This window comes from Colwellia sp. 75C3, from assembly GCF_002836255.1.
Classification (GTDB): Bacteria; Pseudomonadota; Gammaproteobacteria; order Enterobacterales; family Alteromonadaceae; genus Colwellia.
Map to the genome: position 1 here is coordinate 19,466 of NZ_PJAU01000038.1, position 19,938 is coordinate 39,403.

The following is a 19,938-nucleotide window of genomic DNA, read 5'->3' on the forward strand; positions in this document are numbered from 1 at the left end:
GGATCCTCGATTAAGTGAGCTCGAGGATGACGGCTGAGAGGCTTGTTCCTCACTATTAAGTAAACTCTCTACTTATTTACGTCATACCCGAAGTTACTTGTCGGACGTGGCACGGATGCCACTTATTAGACAATGCATGGAGCATATGGTCCTGTATCCAGCTTGTATTAACTATTATTTATGCTTCTACGATAGATAAGACAATATCTTTAACTTGGTATATACGTAAGCCATCTTTAGATAAATTCGCATCACCAATCAAACGTACTTCACCGGCTTCATGCACGATATCGGTAATATGCACGTCTAATGACATTTGCTTGTTCAGCGGCGTGATTTGTCCGCGATACTTCCATTTAACCACACTATTTGGTGCACTAAAACGTGGGTTAGTGAACGCTTTACCTAAGTCATTTTTCAATGCGTAAGTTTGCATTAACTCGATTATCGCTTCTACACCTAGAGAGCCAGGCATTACCGGGTCTTGATGGAAGTGATAACGGAAGAACCAATCGGTAGGATCTATGGTTCTTTCACCATACACATACGCGACACCTGCACTACCACCACCTTCAACAATTGAAACGGTATCGATAAAGTTCATTTGTCCGCCCGCTAATTTATAATGCGGTTTGTTCGCTGGTGCTTGGTAATACGATAATTGTTGATCACGTAAATCAATCTCTTCAACTTGTGTTGATGGCGTTTTACCTTCTACACAATTGTCTACATACCAAGCATGAGTAATTCTGCCATTATCAATACCGAGTTGATTGGTCAATGCGTCACCACCAAAGTAACCAAATACAGCTGTGCCTTTGTAGAACAGTTCATGACTTTCTAGTGATTGTGCTGCTGCGCTTTCATCTTTGACATAAAGCTCAAAAGTGAAACTTTGCACTATCATGCCGCCAGCAATTGTTGTGCTTAACAAGACAGATTTATTGACGATAGTTTTACCGCGTAAATCAACCTGCTTAATCAAGTCACCTGTGCCATCAAGGTTACGGAAAAATAGATCTTTGTCTGGGTATTTTAATGTTGTGCCCATGTAACCTGAAATAAAGCCATTTGGCTGTAAGGCGATTTCCATAATCAATGAATACGGCATCCAACCTTCGTGGCTGTTTTTAGTAAAGTACCACGCATCGCTTGGCACATAATATTCAGCGATACAGCTTGATTTTTTCTTAAGATCTAAGCGTTCACCTTGTACTTCAACAACTTGTGTTACTACTTGTAAATCGCCACAAGGGGTACGTGGTGGAATACGACCTTTGTAAACGTCAAAATCAGGACCAAAACATTTAGAGATATTACCGGTCGCAAATTCAAACATATGCCATGGAGTAAACGGTGCTTGGTTAGGGACACGATTTTGTCCGTCAACCATAGGCGCTTCAAAATGCTGAATAGGTGTTACACCTTTCTCTTTTGGCGCGCCTAAATCAGACATCACTTTCATTAATGGACGATGTGCATGTTTGAATGGCGCAATACCACGCTCATCTAGTTCTGCATTGATGCTCTGACTTGAAGATTGAGTGATTAACTGTTTTTCGCTAATCTCTTCACTGATGCCTTGAACAAGTTTAACGTTATCAGGCAAGGTTACTGGATAAGGAGAATTGTCATCTTGCTCGGTGATCATCACTGATAAGTTTTTAAAATCCACGACAACTTTGCCATCAAGAATAATATCGATATTGGCTTTTAAAAATGGGAAAGGTTTCATGCCCATTTCTGTCACTTCCATACGGTAAGTCAACGTATTGTGTTGCGGTAATACTTGGCCGCGACAACGTACTGTTTGAGACTCGCCCGGCATAGGTTGGAAGCGCGCGTTATTAACGCCACTGTGCATACCTAATGACAACATGTAGAACATAGCCATTTGACCACAACCTTCACTCATTAATGAGCCAGCCATAACTTGGTCATCTTTAAAGTGACACGGGAAGTACCAATGCTGTGGGTCTAAATCTTTCTGCCCTTCAAGTAAACCTAAACCCCAATGACCGCCAGCAGCATTCACTTTAGTAATGCGCTCAATCATTAAGAATTTTTCAGATGAGAATTTTAACGATGGGTTACGACCTTTTTGATCATAACTATCACCAAAGCAGCCGGCAACATCACCATTAACCAGTTTCATCATATCGGCATAATCATAAATATCACGATTACGTTGCATTAATGGCGTAAACACTGATTTTTTAGCATCGGCTAATTGCGCTTTGTCGGTGTCATTATGAATAACACCTTTACCGTCTTTTAGTTCTTCATCGGTGAAGAAACCTGCGCAACCGTTGCGCATGATTAATACTTTTTTATCACCGACATAACAATCGTAGTGAAAGAAAAACAATAATTGTTCGCCATTTCTAGCGTACGAATCAATATGAATTTCATAACGCAGTGTTTCGCCGCCAAAAGCCATTTCTTCAAGGAAAGTAAGTTCACAATCTAATAAACGGTAAACACGCTCACCTTTGGCTTGAAAATCAATGCCGATATAGGCAATAAGCAGTAAATCACATTGACCTGATTCTACCGACACTGACCAAGGAATTTGACCATCGATTAAGAAAGGTGCATCAACTGGAATATCATACTCTGTACACATGTATGACTTTTTATATTCATTCACCGTTGCGTCAAGTGCCGTTACACGCGAAACCAATAAGTAATCTGTGGTAGGTAGACGTACACGGCGCGAGTAACTATCAATAATACGATAATCTTCACCAAATACATTACCGATATCACCTTCTGCAAACTCAACTAAATCATCGGTATCCCAAATAATTTCACTGGGTTGATTAAAGCGTTCTTTAAGTTGTAAAGGCGCGTATTGATAACCTGCTGGACCTTTCACTTTAAAGGAACCTTGAAAAGAGCCATTAATACCAGACTCAACACTTTCTACCACTGGTGTTAGTTGCTGCGTTGACGCTGGGATTAATACTGGCGTGGCTTCAGCCGAAGTTGCTGAAATAACCATATTAACGGCTTTAGCGGTACGAATGGTAACGGCTTCAACTTGTAGCGCCAGCATTTTAGAAATTTGCTCTTGAGCGAGTTGACGATTAGTTAAGAACGCTTTATGCGTTGCTGTCTCTTGACTGATACTTTTGCTTACTTGGCTAATTCGAGTGCTTATCTCTGGGGTAATATTTTTGGTAATAACGTTAGTTGGTTTATTCACTGTTGCTCCGCTTGAACCTGTTAATTCTGTTTCATGGCTTTGTCTTGCTTGAGTGTTTTGCATTGTTTGTACTGTATTTTTCATTTGGCTAAATCTAGGTTTGATTTGAGCAAGGTCAATTTTAGCTAGCTGCTTTGGTTCCGCTATTGCCGATAATTGACGAGTATTGAAAGCTGCTTTGATAGCAGAAAAATTCGAGCTAACGTTCGGCTGTTGGCTGGCTTTTATAATCGTTTCATCAATAGCATTACCACCTAAAGCGATAGTCTTTATTAACTGTGGCCTTTTTTTAACGCCTGTTTTATTTACAGCGTTCTCTGACGGACTAGTTGCTCTTGCTCGTGAATTAGCGCTTGATGATAAAACAAGATGTGCACAACTGCCGTCTTTTGCTAAGCCATTAATCGCGCTGTATTCTTTGCCGTTACTACGAGTACTGCTGCTATTGCTGTGGGCAGATAAAGCCAATGCTACTTTAATAATACTGGCAGCGCCTGAGGCATTAAAGGTGTGACCTATTTGGTTTTTCACTGAGCTAATAGCTTTACCTTGATACAAAGCAGGTAAGCTTGCTTTTTCAGCGTCATTCTCGCTAATAAAGCCACTATTGTGTGCTTCTACTTGACTGATATCATTCGCATTAATATTAGCTTGAGCAAGCGCGTTACTGGCCGCCTTTTCAATCGCTTGTGCGCTTTTATCATTAACAAAGGCAATGCCATCAATCGTGGCATACGTGCCCTGCTCGTCAACGGTATTTTCTGGCTTAAGCACAAAGGCTGCGGCGCCTTCACCTACTTTCCATTGATTATTATTTAGAAGTGAGTTATCAAGCGGTGAGCTGCCTGATACTTGCTGTGTAAGATTACTTGAATCTACTTCACCAAAATGTTGACGTAATGTTATGTTTTCTATTGAGCCAGCAAGGTCGACACCCGCAATAATAACGGCATCAACATCACTTGTTTGAAATAAGTTCTGCGCTAATTCAACACAGCGATAAACAGAGTTTTCTTCCGCCGACACAGTAATTGCTGGCCCTGAAAAATCCCATAAAGCTGAAATACGCGACGCCATGATATTACCAATAAAACTGGTGTATTGGTTAAGCTGTGCGGCAAAAGCAATACCGTCTTTGGCAATGTTAGTGAGTGTTTCGCGTTGTTCAAGGCTAAGTTCTATGCCTTGTTGCAACAAGCTGTCTTCAATTTGCGTAGTTAAATTAACGCGTCCACGGTATTGGTGTAGCTCTAACTCCATACCCATAGCAACTAAGACCGCGACATTACTGCCGGGTGTTAAGTTAGCGTCTTTCGCGGCATTGTCCGCAACTTTCATCATCATCAATTGCTGAGGGATCAAACAATCTTGCTCATTTGGCGGTACTTTAAAGCGTAAAAAATCAATATCAAAGTCTTCAACATAACCGCCCATTGGCGCTTTGTTCAAGGCTAAGGCATTCATTACCGCGGTATTGTTATTAATACCTTTCCAACGTTTTGCCGGCAACTCTCTAAAAGTGGTCGCTTTATTATCGAGTAAGGTTTTAAAGGTTGATAAATTATACGCTGAGCCAAAGTGTGCATCCATACCGACAATAGCTAACGATTGTGCTGGCTTAGCCACTTTACTGGTTGCTGAAAGCGCTTGAGTTGGCTCTTGTAAAACCAAATGAGCATTAGAGCCACCAAAGCCAAATACACTGACACCTGCAGTGCGTGGTTTTTTCGGATTAACCATTGCGCCTGACTTTGTCGGCCAATCAACAGTTTGTGTTGGCATTTGTGCCGCACCAAAATAACCTTTTTTAGAGCTTAATGGCTCATTAAGATTAATGGTGCCAGGAATTTTCCCTTCATTAAGTGCACGAATAGCTTTAGTCATACCAGGCATACCTGCCGCAGTAAGTAAGTGACCTAGGTTCGATTTAACTGAGCCTAATAAAGGTTTATTTTCTTCAGTAAATCCGTAACGGGAGAAGAAGGTTTCCATTGAACCCAGCTCAACATTGTCACCTTTAGGCGTACCTGTAGCATGACATTCTATGTAATCTACATCCGCTGGATTTACTTCTGCATTTTCATAAGCACGTTCATAGACCAGTACTTGCCCTTTGGTATTAGGGCTTAACACAAATTCGCCTTTACCATCGTTAGATAGTGCGCCACCTTTGATAATAGCGTGAATTTTATCGCCATCTCGCACAGCATCGCTATGGCGTTTAAGTACCATCATGCCTGCACCTTCGCCGGCAAATAGCCCTTGAGAGTTTTTATCAAACGGTGCGTGAATGTTATTCGCTGGGTAAGCTTGGAAAATAGAGAAACCCATATTAACAAACATAGGATCAGCGCCAGATACCGCGCCAGCCAACATCATATCGGCTTTTCCGGTATGCAAATAATCACAAGCCAGTTTTACTGAATAACAGCTTGAGGCACATGCCGCATCAAGAGCAAAATGTGCTCCGCCTAACCCTGCAGCTTTTGCTAACAATGCCGCAGGATAACCTGCCACTAACGCATTGTCTTCGTGGACTAGCTGTTCAGATTCATTTTTTGAAAATGGCGTCAGTTCAAAGTCGTTATCAATCACTTGTTTTAACGTGTCATCAACCACTTGGTGATACAAAGGCATAAATAAGTGATTCGACGATTTTGTCGGAAAAGATAAATTACCTAAAATAACGCCACAGTTTTCTAATTTATCACTACGCCAATATCCTGCATCAACAAGTGCTTGTTGCGTTACATACAAAGACCATTTATTTAGGTCATCAAGTTGGTTTAAATAGTCACTGCTTAAATCATTATTAGTTAAATCATTAGTGTTTGAAACATTAGTGCTGTGACAAAAAGGCTGGGCATCAAAGTCGAAACCTCGAATATAACCGCCATGCACACAATAAAACTTATCAGTGTCACCTTTTTTTCCGGTGTATTTTTCTACATCCGCGCCCATTTGTTCATGGGTAGCTTTACTGCGACAATCTTGCTTATTCAGCAGTTGTTGCCAGAACTCTTCTGGCGCACTTGAACCGGGAAATAAATTTGCTATACCTACTACGGCTATGTTTTCCATGTATTTCTCTTATTGTTATCTATCACTAACTGGTAGTGATTTTTTTTGTGCTGTATTAGCGCTATGGTCTGTCGTTGCCATGACTTTATTTGTCGGCTTTTTATCAATGACAATCGAACCATAAAATAAGCTATTAAGGTCAAGCTTTACGCCGTGACTGACTAATTTTGCAATAGCACGAAAATACGTTAATTCGTCACTAACGCCTTTGGCATTTACCGGCACTGATACGCTGGTTTTACTACTACTGCCTGTTACTTGCGTGACTTCTTGATGCTTATTTTCATGTTCAAGGGTTTTATCAACCCAACTACACAGTGAGCGACCGGGACCCATTTCAATAAAAACGCGAGCACCGTTATTGTAAAGCGTATTGACCAAACGCGGAAAATCGACGCGGTCACATAAACACTTCGCAATAGAGTGAGCTATTGCTTTACTTAATTGTGGGACAGGTAAATAACAAGAACTTGAATACAACTTAGTATTAATACGAGCATTTACCGCCATGGTATATAACGCCACCATGTCATCGTATTCCGCTTTTGCTGGCGCACTATGAATAGCGTTGGCCATATTAAGTGCCATGGCTCGAACGCCTAACTTGTCAATTACGCGTAAACAATCTGCAGGAAAACCTGCTAACAAAACACTGTCTGGGGTATTAATAATGGTGCAATAGACCCGTGTTTCACCAATACACGCAGCTTCTACCTGAGCTAACGTCGCTTTAATGGTATACGTTTCCCAAATTGGCGCTTCAGTCTCTTCAGTTTTGCTATTTGGTAAGGGTAAATTCCAACGCTCACGTAGCGTTAATAAATCACCACAAAGTCGTTCATTGAAAGTAGCCGAGTTTGCCAAACGAGCGCTCATTAAACCCGGTTGCTGCCAACAGCCTAATGCAGCATACATACTAACTTCACCCATGGAATATCCTGTGGCGAAATCAGCATTAAGTTTGAATACCTTGGTAAATATTTTGCTAAAAACACAAGCAAAACCAACCCCTGCTTCGGCAATATCGGCAAGGTTGCCACGTAGGTCTAAATCACGTTGTTTAAGTGCTTTAAAATCAAGTCGACTAATACTGCGCGGGTTCAATAAAGTATCTTTTAAACTGCTACCAATATCATCAGCTAAGTTTGCAACGTCGGTATAAATCTCAGGAAACAACTGAAATAAATCACGACCTAAACCAACATACGTTGCGCCAATACCTGGGTACATAAAACAGACATTGTTACTCTTATTTGAATAGCTTTGAACGCTACTTTCCTCTGCAGAATTAACAGCAGGCTCTGCGCTGAAATAACTGCCTTTAGGCGTTTTCCACTGAGTCTGGGCGTTAGGTGTAACTTTGCCTAGTTCAGCTTGAGACAAATTAATAAAAACGTTTTTTATGCCTTGCTGAGCCAACTGAACTTCTTTTGTTAACTCTTCATTCGATTCAGCCAGTAATGCAATAGAATACTTTTTAGTCGACGTTGTTAAGTACTGTTGATATTGCTGATCGGCCATCACTTTTAAATCATCATGGCCTTTCTTTGCTGGTAATAACGCGGCTAGCTGTGAAAGCTTTTGTTGCAACTCTGCTTCATCTTCACCATTAACAAGTACTAAATGCAGCTCGCTACTGGCAATAAATCCGTTTAAACGAATGTCGTCATCTTGGTTCTCAAGAGCATGTTCCGATAACACCAAATGACAATAACTGTCTTGGGTTAAACAGCTATACGCAGCACTGTGCTTGCTACCATCAGCATTAGGATAACGCGTTCTCGATTCTGTCGGTAAGTAAAAACTTGATGATTGCCAATTGACTAATTGCTCTGCTTTGGGTGCTTGCCAATTATTGATACCTGGAATATAACGTTGCTGCAGTGCAATAACAGTACGTAGTAATCCTAATACTTGAGAAAACCCAGCGCCCTCTCCGGTAATGCTACGTACACAACTAATAGCGCGCGTTAGCGACTCTCCCGCATAGACATCACGGTAAGCTTCAAGCAATACTGAAGACTCTAATTCACTGTGAAATTCATCTTCCAGGGCTGAGACTTCAACTAACGCAACTTGCTTTTCGTCAATACTTTTTAGCGCTTCGAGCACAGCTTCCTTCATGGCATCAGCATTGACAGCTGAAATCGACAAACCATTAAGCTGAGCATAAGTAGGCAGTTGAAGTTGTTGTGCTATTGCTTGCGGCGCAAGTAATAGACTGGCAATACCAGAAGCTGATTGATAGCCTGCAAAGTCGCTATCAAAGCTAATAGTATTGCTTGGCTCAACACTGCGCTGCTCAACATCTTTGTTTAAACTCGTTATGTTTAATCCTACTAGTGCAACGAGTCTGCCTTTGTCGATTAACGATAGCGCCAGAGTCAATGCTTCACTTAACTGGCTAACCACGGCCACACTATTGATATGACCTTCAGCTTTAACATTGCTTTCAAGATCAAGTGATTGCTCACTGATAACAATCACATCCAGCTGCTTTATCACGCTGTTGTGTTCTTGCTCAGCTAGTTCACTAAAAGAGAGTGCGCCAAACATACGCGCTGTAGAATCATTGATAACATCAGCAAGAGTACTATTGGCTATGCTTATCTCATTGCTTAAGTCTTCACCTACCTCTTTACCTATCTCTTTACCAACGTAAAGCGCACGAGCAACGCGGTCAATATTAGCGAACTCAGCAAATTGACTATCAATACCAACGATGGCTATTTCATTAGTTAGCATTTACTTGGCCATTCCTTCTGCTTTTTCTACCACAGCATCATCATTACTGTTATCCACCTTGGTAACAGAAATTGCAGGTAAGAACATGTCATTTAAACTGTCGCTAGCGGTGACTTTAGCTGACTTCATTTCAGCCAATAACAAGCCATTTTCACTGATAAAGTTGATATCTGCGACTAACTTGCCACGTCTATTACCTTCAGAACGACCTTTAGGACTACTTTGTACAACCTTTAATTGTAGATAAAAAGTTTGACCTAGCTCTACTTGAGCATGAACATGCCACGCTTGCGTGCTTGACGGTAAGCTACCTAAACCAAGTTCTCTTTTTACCCAAACGAGCATGGCTTGATAAGCGAGATCGTTAGCAAAAATATTACCTGCGGTGTTATGACTTGTGGAAATAGGAAAGTCGCCCTGCTTGTGCTGAGCGACTTCAGGCACTTTACAACCTAGAAGTAAGCCATTTTCATCACACTCGATAACTTGGGTAATGCCTTGCAAACTTTCACCATGGAATAAGGTGCCATTTTGGTATAACGCTTTCGCTTCGCTAGCAGTAATAGCCGTTAACTTATCTGCTACCCCATTAACAACTGAAAGCGCTGCAGAACTTGCTATTTCAGTGGGTAGAGTCGTTTTAGAAACTAAAACGACTTGTCCGCTGTAATGAAAGACGATTTTACCGGCATCATTAACTGATGATATTTTACTATCAATCAATAAGGTATCACCGCCATCTACTTGGCTATTCATATCAATTTGCATGTCAATGAAGAAGTCTTTGCTCTCATGCTTAGCTAAGGTTTCTTTATCAAAGGTTACGCCTTTGAATAGCTTGTAATCATTTATGCCTTGGTAAACATATTCAGAGTAAACACTTTGCGCTGCATCACTCATCCAAGCGATGGCACAAACTGTTGGTAATACTTGGTCATCACCGATAACGTGATCTGCTAAAAAAGTATTGTTAGTCGCTTGCAGTGTTTTAATAACACGCGCTGATAAACGACTAACTTGTGACTTTTTTAGTGAAGACCCTTGTGCTGCTTTTTCTTCGTTATTTTCTGGTGATTTAGATAAATCGTTACCAACAAGAATTTGCGCACAACGGTTAGTATTAGCATTTAACTCACTCACTAATAATTTAGCACCTGCATCCAGTGGAATAATATAAACACCACGCGCATTGAACATACGTTTTAGTTCAGGAGTAACCATACCGCCATCCCAAGGACCCCAATTAAAACTCAATACTTGAGCATTAGGATGTTGCGCCTTAAAACGGTACGCTGTTTTATTTAAAATATCGTTAGCGATTGAATAATCTGATTGACCAGGGTTTCCGTAGAAACCTGCCGCTGATGAAAACAACACTAAATGTTTAATATTTTCTGGCTGACATACCGCCATCAATGATAATAAACCATCAATTTTAGTGCGGTAAACTGCATCAAATTCAGCTAATGTTTTTTGCTCGATAAATTTATCAGCAAGAACGCCGGCACCGTGAATAATACCTGTGATTGATAATGGCGCTGCTGATGTTCCAGCGAGTGCTGCCAATGCAGGAGCGACAGCATCACTAACACTTTGACTATCAGTAACATCGGCAGCAACATATTGTGCATGTCCACCTGCGGCTTTAATTGCAGTTAGTGTTTGAACAATTTCACGATTGGCTAAAATTGGACGAACAAATTGCGTTACTTTAACTGGCGTTGGTTTTTCACCTGAGGCAATTAATACTTGCATCGCAGCTTTTTTAAGCGCTACTTCATCGTGATGACCATTCGCCCAACTTGGCTCAGTACCTCTGTCTTCACTATTTTCAGCTTCACTCTCGAGCAGTGGTGAACGGCCAAGTAAAATGAATTTTGCTTTATGTTGCTTGGCTATTTCAATAACACAGTGTGCGGTAACGCCTTTAGCGCCACCACTCACTAAGAATACAGAGTTGCTGTCGATGCTATCACTGTCTAAAGTTACTTTTTGCTCTAACGCATAACTGTCAGTTTTTACGCCAACAAGCGTTAAACGTTTACCTAAATTTTGGCTTAGGTTATCGGTGTCATGTGCCACTTCAATAAGTGACGTATTAATATCAAGCAATTCATCACAGATAATTGTTGCCGCTTTATCCGCTGCTAATTTAGCTGATAGGTCGATAACACGACAAAATACGCCAAGGTCTGTATCTGATGCGCGCCACTCATGAGAAAGTGTTTTTACTAAGCCGCCTAAGCCGCCTTGTACTAAATCAGCGTGTAAGTCTGCTTTAATATTTTGTTCGCCGGCACTGCCAGTGTTCGTAAAACCAAGCGTTCCGCCTTGTCTGGTCACTACAACAAAAGAAGCGCGAGCCACTTTAGCCGATTTAACCTGACATAGTTTGGCTAATACAAACGCTAGCATTAGGCCTTGTTTCGCCGCTTCTGCATATTCGATATTATCTATACTGTTAACCGTGTTCTTAGCTTGCAAGTAAATAACCGCATCAAGCTGTGCATGCTGCTCAAGTAATTTTTTTACTTGCTCTTCATCTACAGTTTTGTCGTTACTACCTATTTCAACTAGGTTAACCGCTTTGTTAAATGTCTTTTTAGAACTCGCGACCAGCCAATTAGGTTTTAATACCGTAACTTGCCAGCCTTCTTTAAGTAGCTTTGAACTTACCGCTACTGCGGCGCCACTGCCATCATCAACGACAAGTGCATTGGGTTGCTCTGTATGACCATTAACGTTGAAGTCTTGCACTATTTTAGTTACCGACGACAATGCCTGTAAGGCAACAACGGCACTCGGTGCAGGGTCTGCGATAACCGTGCTAATAGACGTTACTGACTTCTCTGTTGCTACAGTTTTTGACGACGATGGAGATGTCGGTGGTGTAGGTGTAGTTGGCGGTACCGGTGCAACTTTACTTTGCATGTAGCTAACTATTTCACCTAAGGTACGTAACTCAGCTAAATCTTCAGGGTTAAGCTCAGGTAAGTCTTCAATGATTTCTTGTACTGCACCTAAGATTTCAACACGTTTGATAGAATCGATACCTAAGTCAGCTTCCATATCCATCGCAAGCTCTAACATTTCAGGTGGGTAACCTGTTTTATCAGCGACTACTTGCATCATCACATTCTGAATGTGGTCAAGGTCAATAGCTGGCGTTGATGTTGTTGGTACTTGTGTTACAACTTCTGCTGTAGGTAATGGCGCTACTTTGCTTTGCATGTAGCTAACTATTTCACCTAAGGTACGTAACTCAGCTAAATCTTCTGGGTTAAGCTCAGGTAAGTCTTCAATGATTTCTTGCACTGCACCTAAGATTTCAACACGTTTGATCGAGTCGATACCTAAGTCAGCTTCCATATCCATGGCAAGCTCTAACATTTCAGGTGGGTAACCTGTTTTATCAGCAACCACTTCCATCATCACGTTTTGGATGTGGTCAAGGTCTATAGCAACTGTCGCTACTGGCGCTTCAGTTACTGCTACAGACGTTGCCACCTGTGCGATTTCTGCTGTAGGTAATGCCGCTACTTTGCTTTGCATATAGCTAACTATTTCACCTAGAGTACGTAGCTCGGCTAAATCTTCAGGGTTTAGTTCAGGTAAGTCTTCAATGATTTCTTGCACTGCACCTAAAATTTCAACACGTTTGATTGAATCAATACCAAGGTCTGCTTCCATGTCCATGCCAAGCTCTAGCATTTCAGTTGGGTAACCGGTTTTATCGGCGACTACTTCCATCATCACGTTTTGGATGTGGTCAAGGTCAATGGCAACGGTTGCTGATGGTGCTTGTGTAACTACTGATGCCGCGGGTAAAGCTTCTACTTTGCTTTGCATGTAGCTAACTATTTCACCTAAGGTACGTAACTCAGCTAAATCTTCTGGGTTTAACTCAGGTAAATCTTCAATAATTTCTTGTACCGCACCCAATATTTCAACACGTTTAATCGAGTCAATACCAAGATCAGCTTCCATATCCATACCAAGCTCTAACATTTCAGTGGGGTAACCGGTTTTATCGGCAACGACTTCCATCATCACGGTTTGAATGTGGTCTAAATCTATAGCAACTGTCGCTACTGCCGCTTGTATAACTACGGGTGCAGCTTGTGTTAAAGGGACGGCTTCAACTTTACTCTGCATGTAGCTGACTATTTCACCTAAGGTGCGTAACTCAGCTAAATCTTCAGGGTTAAGCTCAGGTAAATCGTTAATGATTTCTTGTACTGAACCTAAAATTTCAACACGTTTAATAGAATCAATGCCTAAATCGGCTTCCATATCCATGCCAAGCTCTAACATTTCAGTAGGGTAACCGGTTTTATCGGCTACTACTTCCATCATTACCGTTTGGATGTGTTCAAGGTCAATAACGGGTGCAGATGCTGTTGGCGTTGTAACAGTCGCTACTGGCGCAGCAGTTACTTTACTTTGCATGTAGCTAACTATTTCACCTAAGGTGCGTAGTTCAGCTAAATCTTCAGGGTTAAGCTCTGGCAAGTCGTTAATGATTTCTTGTACTGAACCTAAAATCTCAACACGTTTAATCGAATCAATACCTAAATCAGCTTCCATATCCATGCCAAGCTCTAACATTTCAGTAGGGTAACCGGTTTTATCAGCAACCACTTCCATCATCACGGTTTGGATACGTGCTAAATCTAATACTGGTGTCGCCGGCGTAGTAACAGTTGCTACGGTTGCAACTACCGCAGCTTTAGATACTACAACTTGTGGAGCTACTGGCTTAGTTACTGCTGTAGCTGCTTGTTTAGCTACTTGTGAAGTTACAGGTTTAGCTATCGCTGCCGCTTGGTTAACAACTGATGGCGCAGTAACAATGGCTACTGGCGTTTGTTGTGGCGCGTTAAGCTGTGCTGGGTTATTTGAATGCACCGTTTTAGTCAACGGTGCTTCATTCGATAACACTTTACCCGATAACATAGTCGACATTTTATCGCTTTGATTATTCAGATATTGCTCATGAACTCGTAATGTTTGAGATTGAAAGTCGTGATACATATTCAACGTACGCTCTACACTTTCAGGTACATCGCTAGCAACCGCGGTTAGTACGCTATCAACTGTTTTCGCATAATCTTTTGGCCCTTGCATGTACTGTTCATGTACATTAAGCACTTGTTGTTGATGTTCTACAAATTGGCTGACACTACGCTCAATATCAGCAGCAACGTTATTACCGCTATTTATTAGTTGTGGACTCGGCTGACTAACTTGGGTTCCATCTGCGATAGTACCATCGGCGTTCAGATAGACAATTTTTTCAACTTCAACAATACGTTCTACTTCAACGATTTTTTCAACAATCTTCTCTACAACGCGTTCAGGTGCAGCATGTGACGTCGCTTTTGCTTGTTTCACTACTCTGCCATCAGCTAATGCATCAGCAAATGCTTTTTCAGTTTTAGCACTAACATAAGACTTACCGGTTAATTTCATCGCTAAAGGCGACATTTTAACCGCAGCTAAAGGACGTTTTACTGCGTTGTGCGGGTCAATATCATCTAAGCTAACACCCAATACCGCAAGTTGTACCGCGGCTTGTCTTAGTTGCTTGTCTGATGATTTTTTAGCATTGGCATTAACAGCAATAGTCACGACATCGTTTTTGTCTTGTAAAATATTATCAACCAACTTAGTTAATACATTTTTAGGACCAAACTCGACAAACACACGACCACCGTCAGCGTAAATATTTTCTATTTCTTTATTAAAGTGAACCGATTCTAAAATGTGCTTTTTAAGCGCCTTTTTGATATCCGTCGCTTTATTTGAATGCGCTTTACCGGTGCCATTAGCAAAAACAGGAATTGATGGCGCAGTAAACTTGGCGCGGTCAATTGCTTGTGCAAAAGGCTTTTGAGCATGAGCAACTAATGGCGTATGAAAGGCTGCTGAAACCGGTAAAGGTACAACTTTAAAACCTTCTGCTGTTAGTGCTTGGGTAGCAACAACAATTTGACTGGTAACACCGGCCACAACCACTTGATTATTCGAGTTATAGTTGGCAATAGAAATATCAGCAATGTCTTTTATAACCGCTGCAACTTTTTCCGGCTCGCCAACAACGGCAACCATAGTACCTGCATCAAAACTGTTACTTTCATTATCGTTATCATCAGCGCTTGGCTTAGCCATGGCTTGACCACGGCTGCGTGCTAGCATCATATAATCTTGTTCAGATAATACACCTGCTGCCCATAATGCCGTTAATTCACCAAAACTATGACCTGCAGTGAAATCTGCTTTAAAGCCAGCTTGGGTAAAGGTTTTATACAAACCGACACTGAAGGTACCTATAGCAGGTTGAGCATGCTGTGTTAAGCGTAAAGCTTCGTCTTGCACTTTTCTTGCATCAGCGTTAAAAACAGGAATTGGGTAACTGGTAGATGAAAGCTGTGGTAAACCGGCAGCAGAGAACTGGCTGTCCATGTCACTAGCAGCTTGCATCACTGTTGGGAAATTACAGGCTAATTCACGGCCCATATTCAGGTACTGTGAACCTTGACCTGAGAACAAAGCAACCACTTTTCCGGCTGTCGCTAAGGCAGATTTACGGTAATAAAGCCCTGTTGGTGTTGTCCAAGCTTCACTATTAGCATTAACAGAAAGCTGCTTTAATGCGATGTTGATCATGTCTACTGCTTCAAGTGCATTTTTAGCAACAAAACCACAACGTACTTCATTCGCTTCAGGTGTTGTTAACTGATGCTCAGTAACTAAGGCATTAAATACAAAAACTTGTTCATCGCTGCCTACGCTTAATTTACTTTGCCAATTATTCAGTAAGGTAATTAATGTCGCTTCATCTTTCGCATTAAACAATAATGTTTGTGGTACTGCGTTTAATCGGTACTTACCTGCTGCTTTAGCTTGGTACTCTTCTAATACCATATGGAAATTAGTGCCACCAAAACCAAACGAGCTGATACCTGCACGACGTGGTAAACCATCTTCTCTTGGCATCCATGGACGTGTTTCATTGTTTAAATACAGCGGGCTGTTTTCAATATCAAGCGCCGGGTTTGGCGTATCAATATTAATAGTTGCTGGTAATACTTTATGATGCAAAGCAAGTACCGCTTTAATCATACCTGCAGCGCCAGCGGCGGCTTTTGTATGACCAATTTGAGACTTAACTGAGCCCAAGGCAATATGTTGAGTAGCATCATTGTTATGCGAGAAGTGTTTTAATAAACCACTAAACTCTGCGGCATCGCCTGCTTTAGTGCCCGTACCATGTGCTTCAATTAAACCACAGCTTTTAGGATCGAAACCGGCATCATCATAAGCACGTTTTAACGCTTTTGCTTGGCCGTCAGGTCGTGGCGCGTAAATAGATTTAAAACGACCATCGCTTGACGTACCAATACCTTTAAGCACAGCATAAATTTTGTCGCCATCACGCTCAGCATCTTCTAAACGTTTAAAGGCCATCATACCGATACCTTCACCAATCATCATGCCCTTTGAATCAACATCAAATGGGCGGATATCATCGTTAGTGGTAAATGCCGGCGTTTTCGCAAAAGACATGTACATAAATGGTGAGTTATCACAACAAACACCACCAGAAATCATCACTTCAGAGCGGTATTCTAATAAATCAGAAACGGCTAGTTTGATGGCAGATAATGAACTGGCACATGCCGCATCAACTACGCAGTTAGTACCACCAAAATCAAAACGATTAGCAATACGACCGGCAATAACATTACCTAACATGCCAGGGAACGAGTTTTCTTCCCAGCCGATGTAAGCTTTTTTGAATTTTTCAATGATCATCGCGCGATCTTCAGCATCAACGCCTGACGCTTTTAATACTTTTTCAAGTACTGGCCCTTGCAAGCGAGACGTTAATGGCGCAATTTGCTTTTGTCCGCCACCGACACCTAGCGTAATACCGACTTTGTCACGGTCATAACCAGAGCCGTCACCAATGCCTGCATCGTTAAGTACTTCACGCGCAACCACTAAAGACAATAACTGAGAAATATCGGTTAACTCTAAAATGTTTGGCGGTAAACCAAACTCCATTGGGTCAAAATCTATTTCAGGTAAAAAGCCACCACGTTTACAATAGGTTTTATCTTTTACTGTTGGGTCACTATCGTAATATTCATCGGTGTCCCACTGACTTTTAGGCACATCTTTAATGCCATTAACTGACTCAAAAATGTTATCCCAGTAATCTTCTAAGTTTTTCGCATCAGCAAAAATAGAAGCCATGCCAACAATCGCGATTGGACATTCTTGAAGACGTGAATTAAAGGTTTTTTCGTCTGCTTCACTCAACACTGGGTTATTAGCTGTGGGTTGTTGCTTTTTAGTCATTGTGGTTACTCTAAAGTTATATTTTTTGTATTGTTTGGTTGCATTTCCGCTATTCGTTTAGGTAGCTACTCTGTTTCAGTATCAGACCCGTGAAAGTTTTTCGAGGAGAACGTGGAAGTTGCCTCATCAGGACTTTCATTTAATAAACGAAAACGACTTAAGAATTCATTGTAATTACCCGCTAATATTCGGCGGATATGAAAAGGCGCTTTAGTGAGTACGTAGCTCATGTAACGGCTAGCGGCTTCACTTTCATTGCCATCGTAAATATCGACATAGACCCAACTTGACGTTGGATCATTAGCAATTAATAAACGGCATTTATTCTGTTGTTCTTTAGACTTTGCTGAAAAATCTGGAATTTGGGTTACTTTTACTTGCACCACTTCATCTTCATTTAGGCTGTTAGCGCGATTCAATACTTCACGCATTGCTTTGGGGGAAATATCTGAAGTGAGTTGTTGATGAGCTTGGGTATCTTCTAGTACTACGCGTACTGTTTCTGGCGCTGTTGGTGATGCATCGGCATCATAACTCTCGTCGCTACCTTCCATGTCGCCCTGCATATCAGTTAAACGAGAAACACCATGACGCTTTAAGCATCGTTGTAAACCTGCACGAGACACATTGGCATTAATAAATTGCTTACACACAGCAAGCAATTCATCAAGGGATAGTAATAAGCGTGTTCTCAGTTCAACCACAACATACTCTTGTGCTTCACTTAAAGTGGTATTTAGCTGCTTAGGCACGTGGGACGCATCGCTAAGGGATTCTCGTTTACGCCATTTACGGACGGTAGATTCTGAAACTTTTAATAACCGTGCAAGCACAGCCGTAGGTAAGTCAGATTCATGGATGAATGCGCGCATCTCCGGTGTGGTAGTGGCGTTGGCATGTTGAGTGGAAGTACTTTTAGCCTGTTTGCTCATTTTCATCCGTTTATTATTTTAGGTAAATAACTCTTCGTAAATCACTTCCCGTAGACAGGCAGCCGTTCATTTCACAAAAAACAAAGGCGCATTAACGATATAACGCGGCTAATATACACAGGTTTCAAACCCAACACAATCACCCGAGACAAGCTTTACCCATTTATAGACTAAGGTATTAACTCATCTGTTCGACCAGTTGGCAAGATATCGGTACTATCACAACATATTCACCCTAAATAGTGGACGTTAACAGCAACTAGTCTTTTAAATTTATAATAATTAATTTTAAAAAGTTTCATAAAAACAAATTACCCTCGCACTCTTTATGATAAAATATCGTCTCATCAAGCATTAATCACCCGTTAAATAAGCAATACAAGCTACCGATACTTCTATGAATTTTTTTTCTCAATCTGACCTTTCTACTCGATCAAAAAAGCAACTAACCCTAGCGAGCAACGAAATTCATCTATGGATGACCAAGCCAGAAGAGTTACTGGGTAATGATGAATTGTTAGCAACCTACTCAACATTACTCACCAGTACAGAATTAGCTAAACAGCAACGCTATAAATTCGCTAAAGACAGGCACGATGCGTTGATTACTCGTGCGTTCATACGTGATTTATTAAGCTATTATGCTGATCTATCACCGCAAGATTGGCAGTTTGAAAAAGGATCTAAAGACAAACCTGAAGTGATTAATTGCCCATTGCCAATACGTTTTAATATTAGTCATACAAAGAATCTAATTATTTGTGCAGTAACCCTTGAAGATGATATTGGCTGTGATGTAGAAAATACTGGGAGGAGTAATGATGTATTGGCTATTGCTGAACGTTATTTTTCCCCGAAAGAAAGCACTGAACTTTTCGCACTGCCTGAAGCAGAGCAACGACATCGTTTTTTTGATTATTGGACCTTAAAAGAATCCTATATCAAAGCCTGGGGGTTAGGCTTAGCAATACCGCTTACCGACTTTAGCTTCAATATCAACGATACAGAACAACACTATAAAAACTTGTTTACCATCAAGCAGGATATTAGCCTAAGCTTTGCCCAGCATAGAGTTGATGAACCACAAATTTGGCGTAGCTGGTTAATTTACCCATCAGCAGCCATAGATAAAAAACAAGAACATCGTATTGCTTTATCTTTGAGAACTAAGGCCGATAATCAAAAGACTGATTACCAATTACGCTTTTTTGATACCCTGCCCTTACTTGGTTATCAAGAAATATAGCGGTAAATATTTATTTACTCATTCACAGTCTCTGATTATTACAGGACCATAACATAGGTGAGTATTTTCATTTTCAGCGATGTTTTTTAAAACTCTGATATAGGAGTTAACCAGAAAGTGATCCACCTTAAAGTTGTACTTTTCTTCTGGTGATTTCATCCCATACCCAGCTTTAACTAAACGCGATTGAGATAACTAAGTCGCGTTTTTTGATCCAGAGAGTAAGTAGTTTAATCGGTTTTAATATAGAGTATTTTAATAGCAAAATAGTCTTAACGTTTACTTTGAGATTAACTGTACATACATAAGGGGTATCCCTCTAGCTCCACAAGGCGTAAAGTGTTCTTATGGAGCTAATC

The 19,938-nt window shown here is 41.1% G+C and carries 5 protein-coding genes; 1 reads left to right on the plus strand and 4 read right to left on the minus strand.

Translation table 11 applies throughout. From position 1 onward, the window contains the following. Positions 1 to 178: 178 nt before the first annotated feature. The 4 genes from CXF85_RS08865 to CXF85_RS08880 form a co-directional block, all read right to left on the minus strand. The gene (locus CXF85_RS08865; protein WP_101228175.1) at positions 179 to 6,289 is read right to left on the minus strand and encodes a hotdog fold thioesterase; all 6,111 of its coding nucleotides are present in this window, start codon (positions 6,287 to 6,289) and stop codon (positions 179 to 181) included. Between the two features lie 15 nt (positions 6,290 to 6,304). Continuing rightward, complete coding sequence (locus tag CXF85_RS08870; protein WP_101228176.1) at positions 6,305 to 9,034, minus strand: PfaB family protein; 2,730 nt, start codon at positions 9,032 to 9,034, stop codon at positions 6,305 to 6,307. Next, positions 9,035 to 17,401 (minus strand): type I polyketide synthase, encoded by an 8,367-nt coding sequence (locus CXF85_RS08875; protein ID WP_101228177.1) that lies wholly within the window; start codon positions 17,399 to 17,401, stop codon positions 9,035 to 9,037. A gap of 65 nt (positions 17,402 to 17,466) precedes the next feature. Further along, the gene (locus CXF85_RS08880) at positions 17,467 to 18,333 is read right to left on the minus strand and encodes a transcriptional regulator (RefSeq protein WP_101228178.1); all 867 of its coding nucleotides are present in this window, start codon (positions 18,331 to 18,333) and stop codon (positions 17,467 to 17,469) included. A 397-nt stretch (positions 18,334 to 18,730) separates the two neighbouring features. On the opposite strand from CXF85_RS08880, the gene CXF85_RS08885 reads away from it, so the two are divergent. Next, the gene (locus CXF85_RS08885; protein WP_101228179.1) at positions 18,731 to 19,579 is read left to right on the plus strand and encodes a 4'-phosphopantetheinyl transferase family protein; all 849 of its coding nucleotides are present in this window, start codon (positions 18,731 to 18,733) and stop codon (positions 19,577 to 19,579) included. The last annotated feature ends 359 nt before the right edge of the window (positions 19,580 to 19,938 follow it).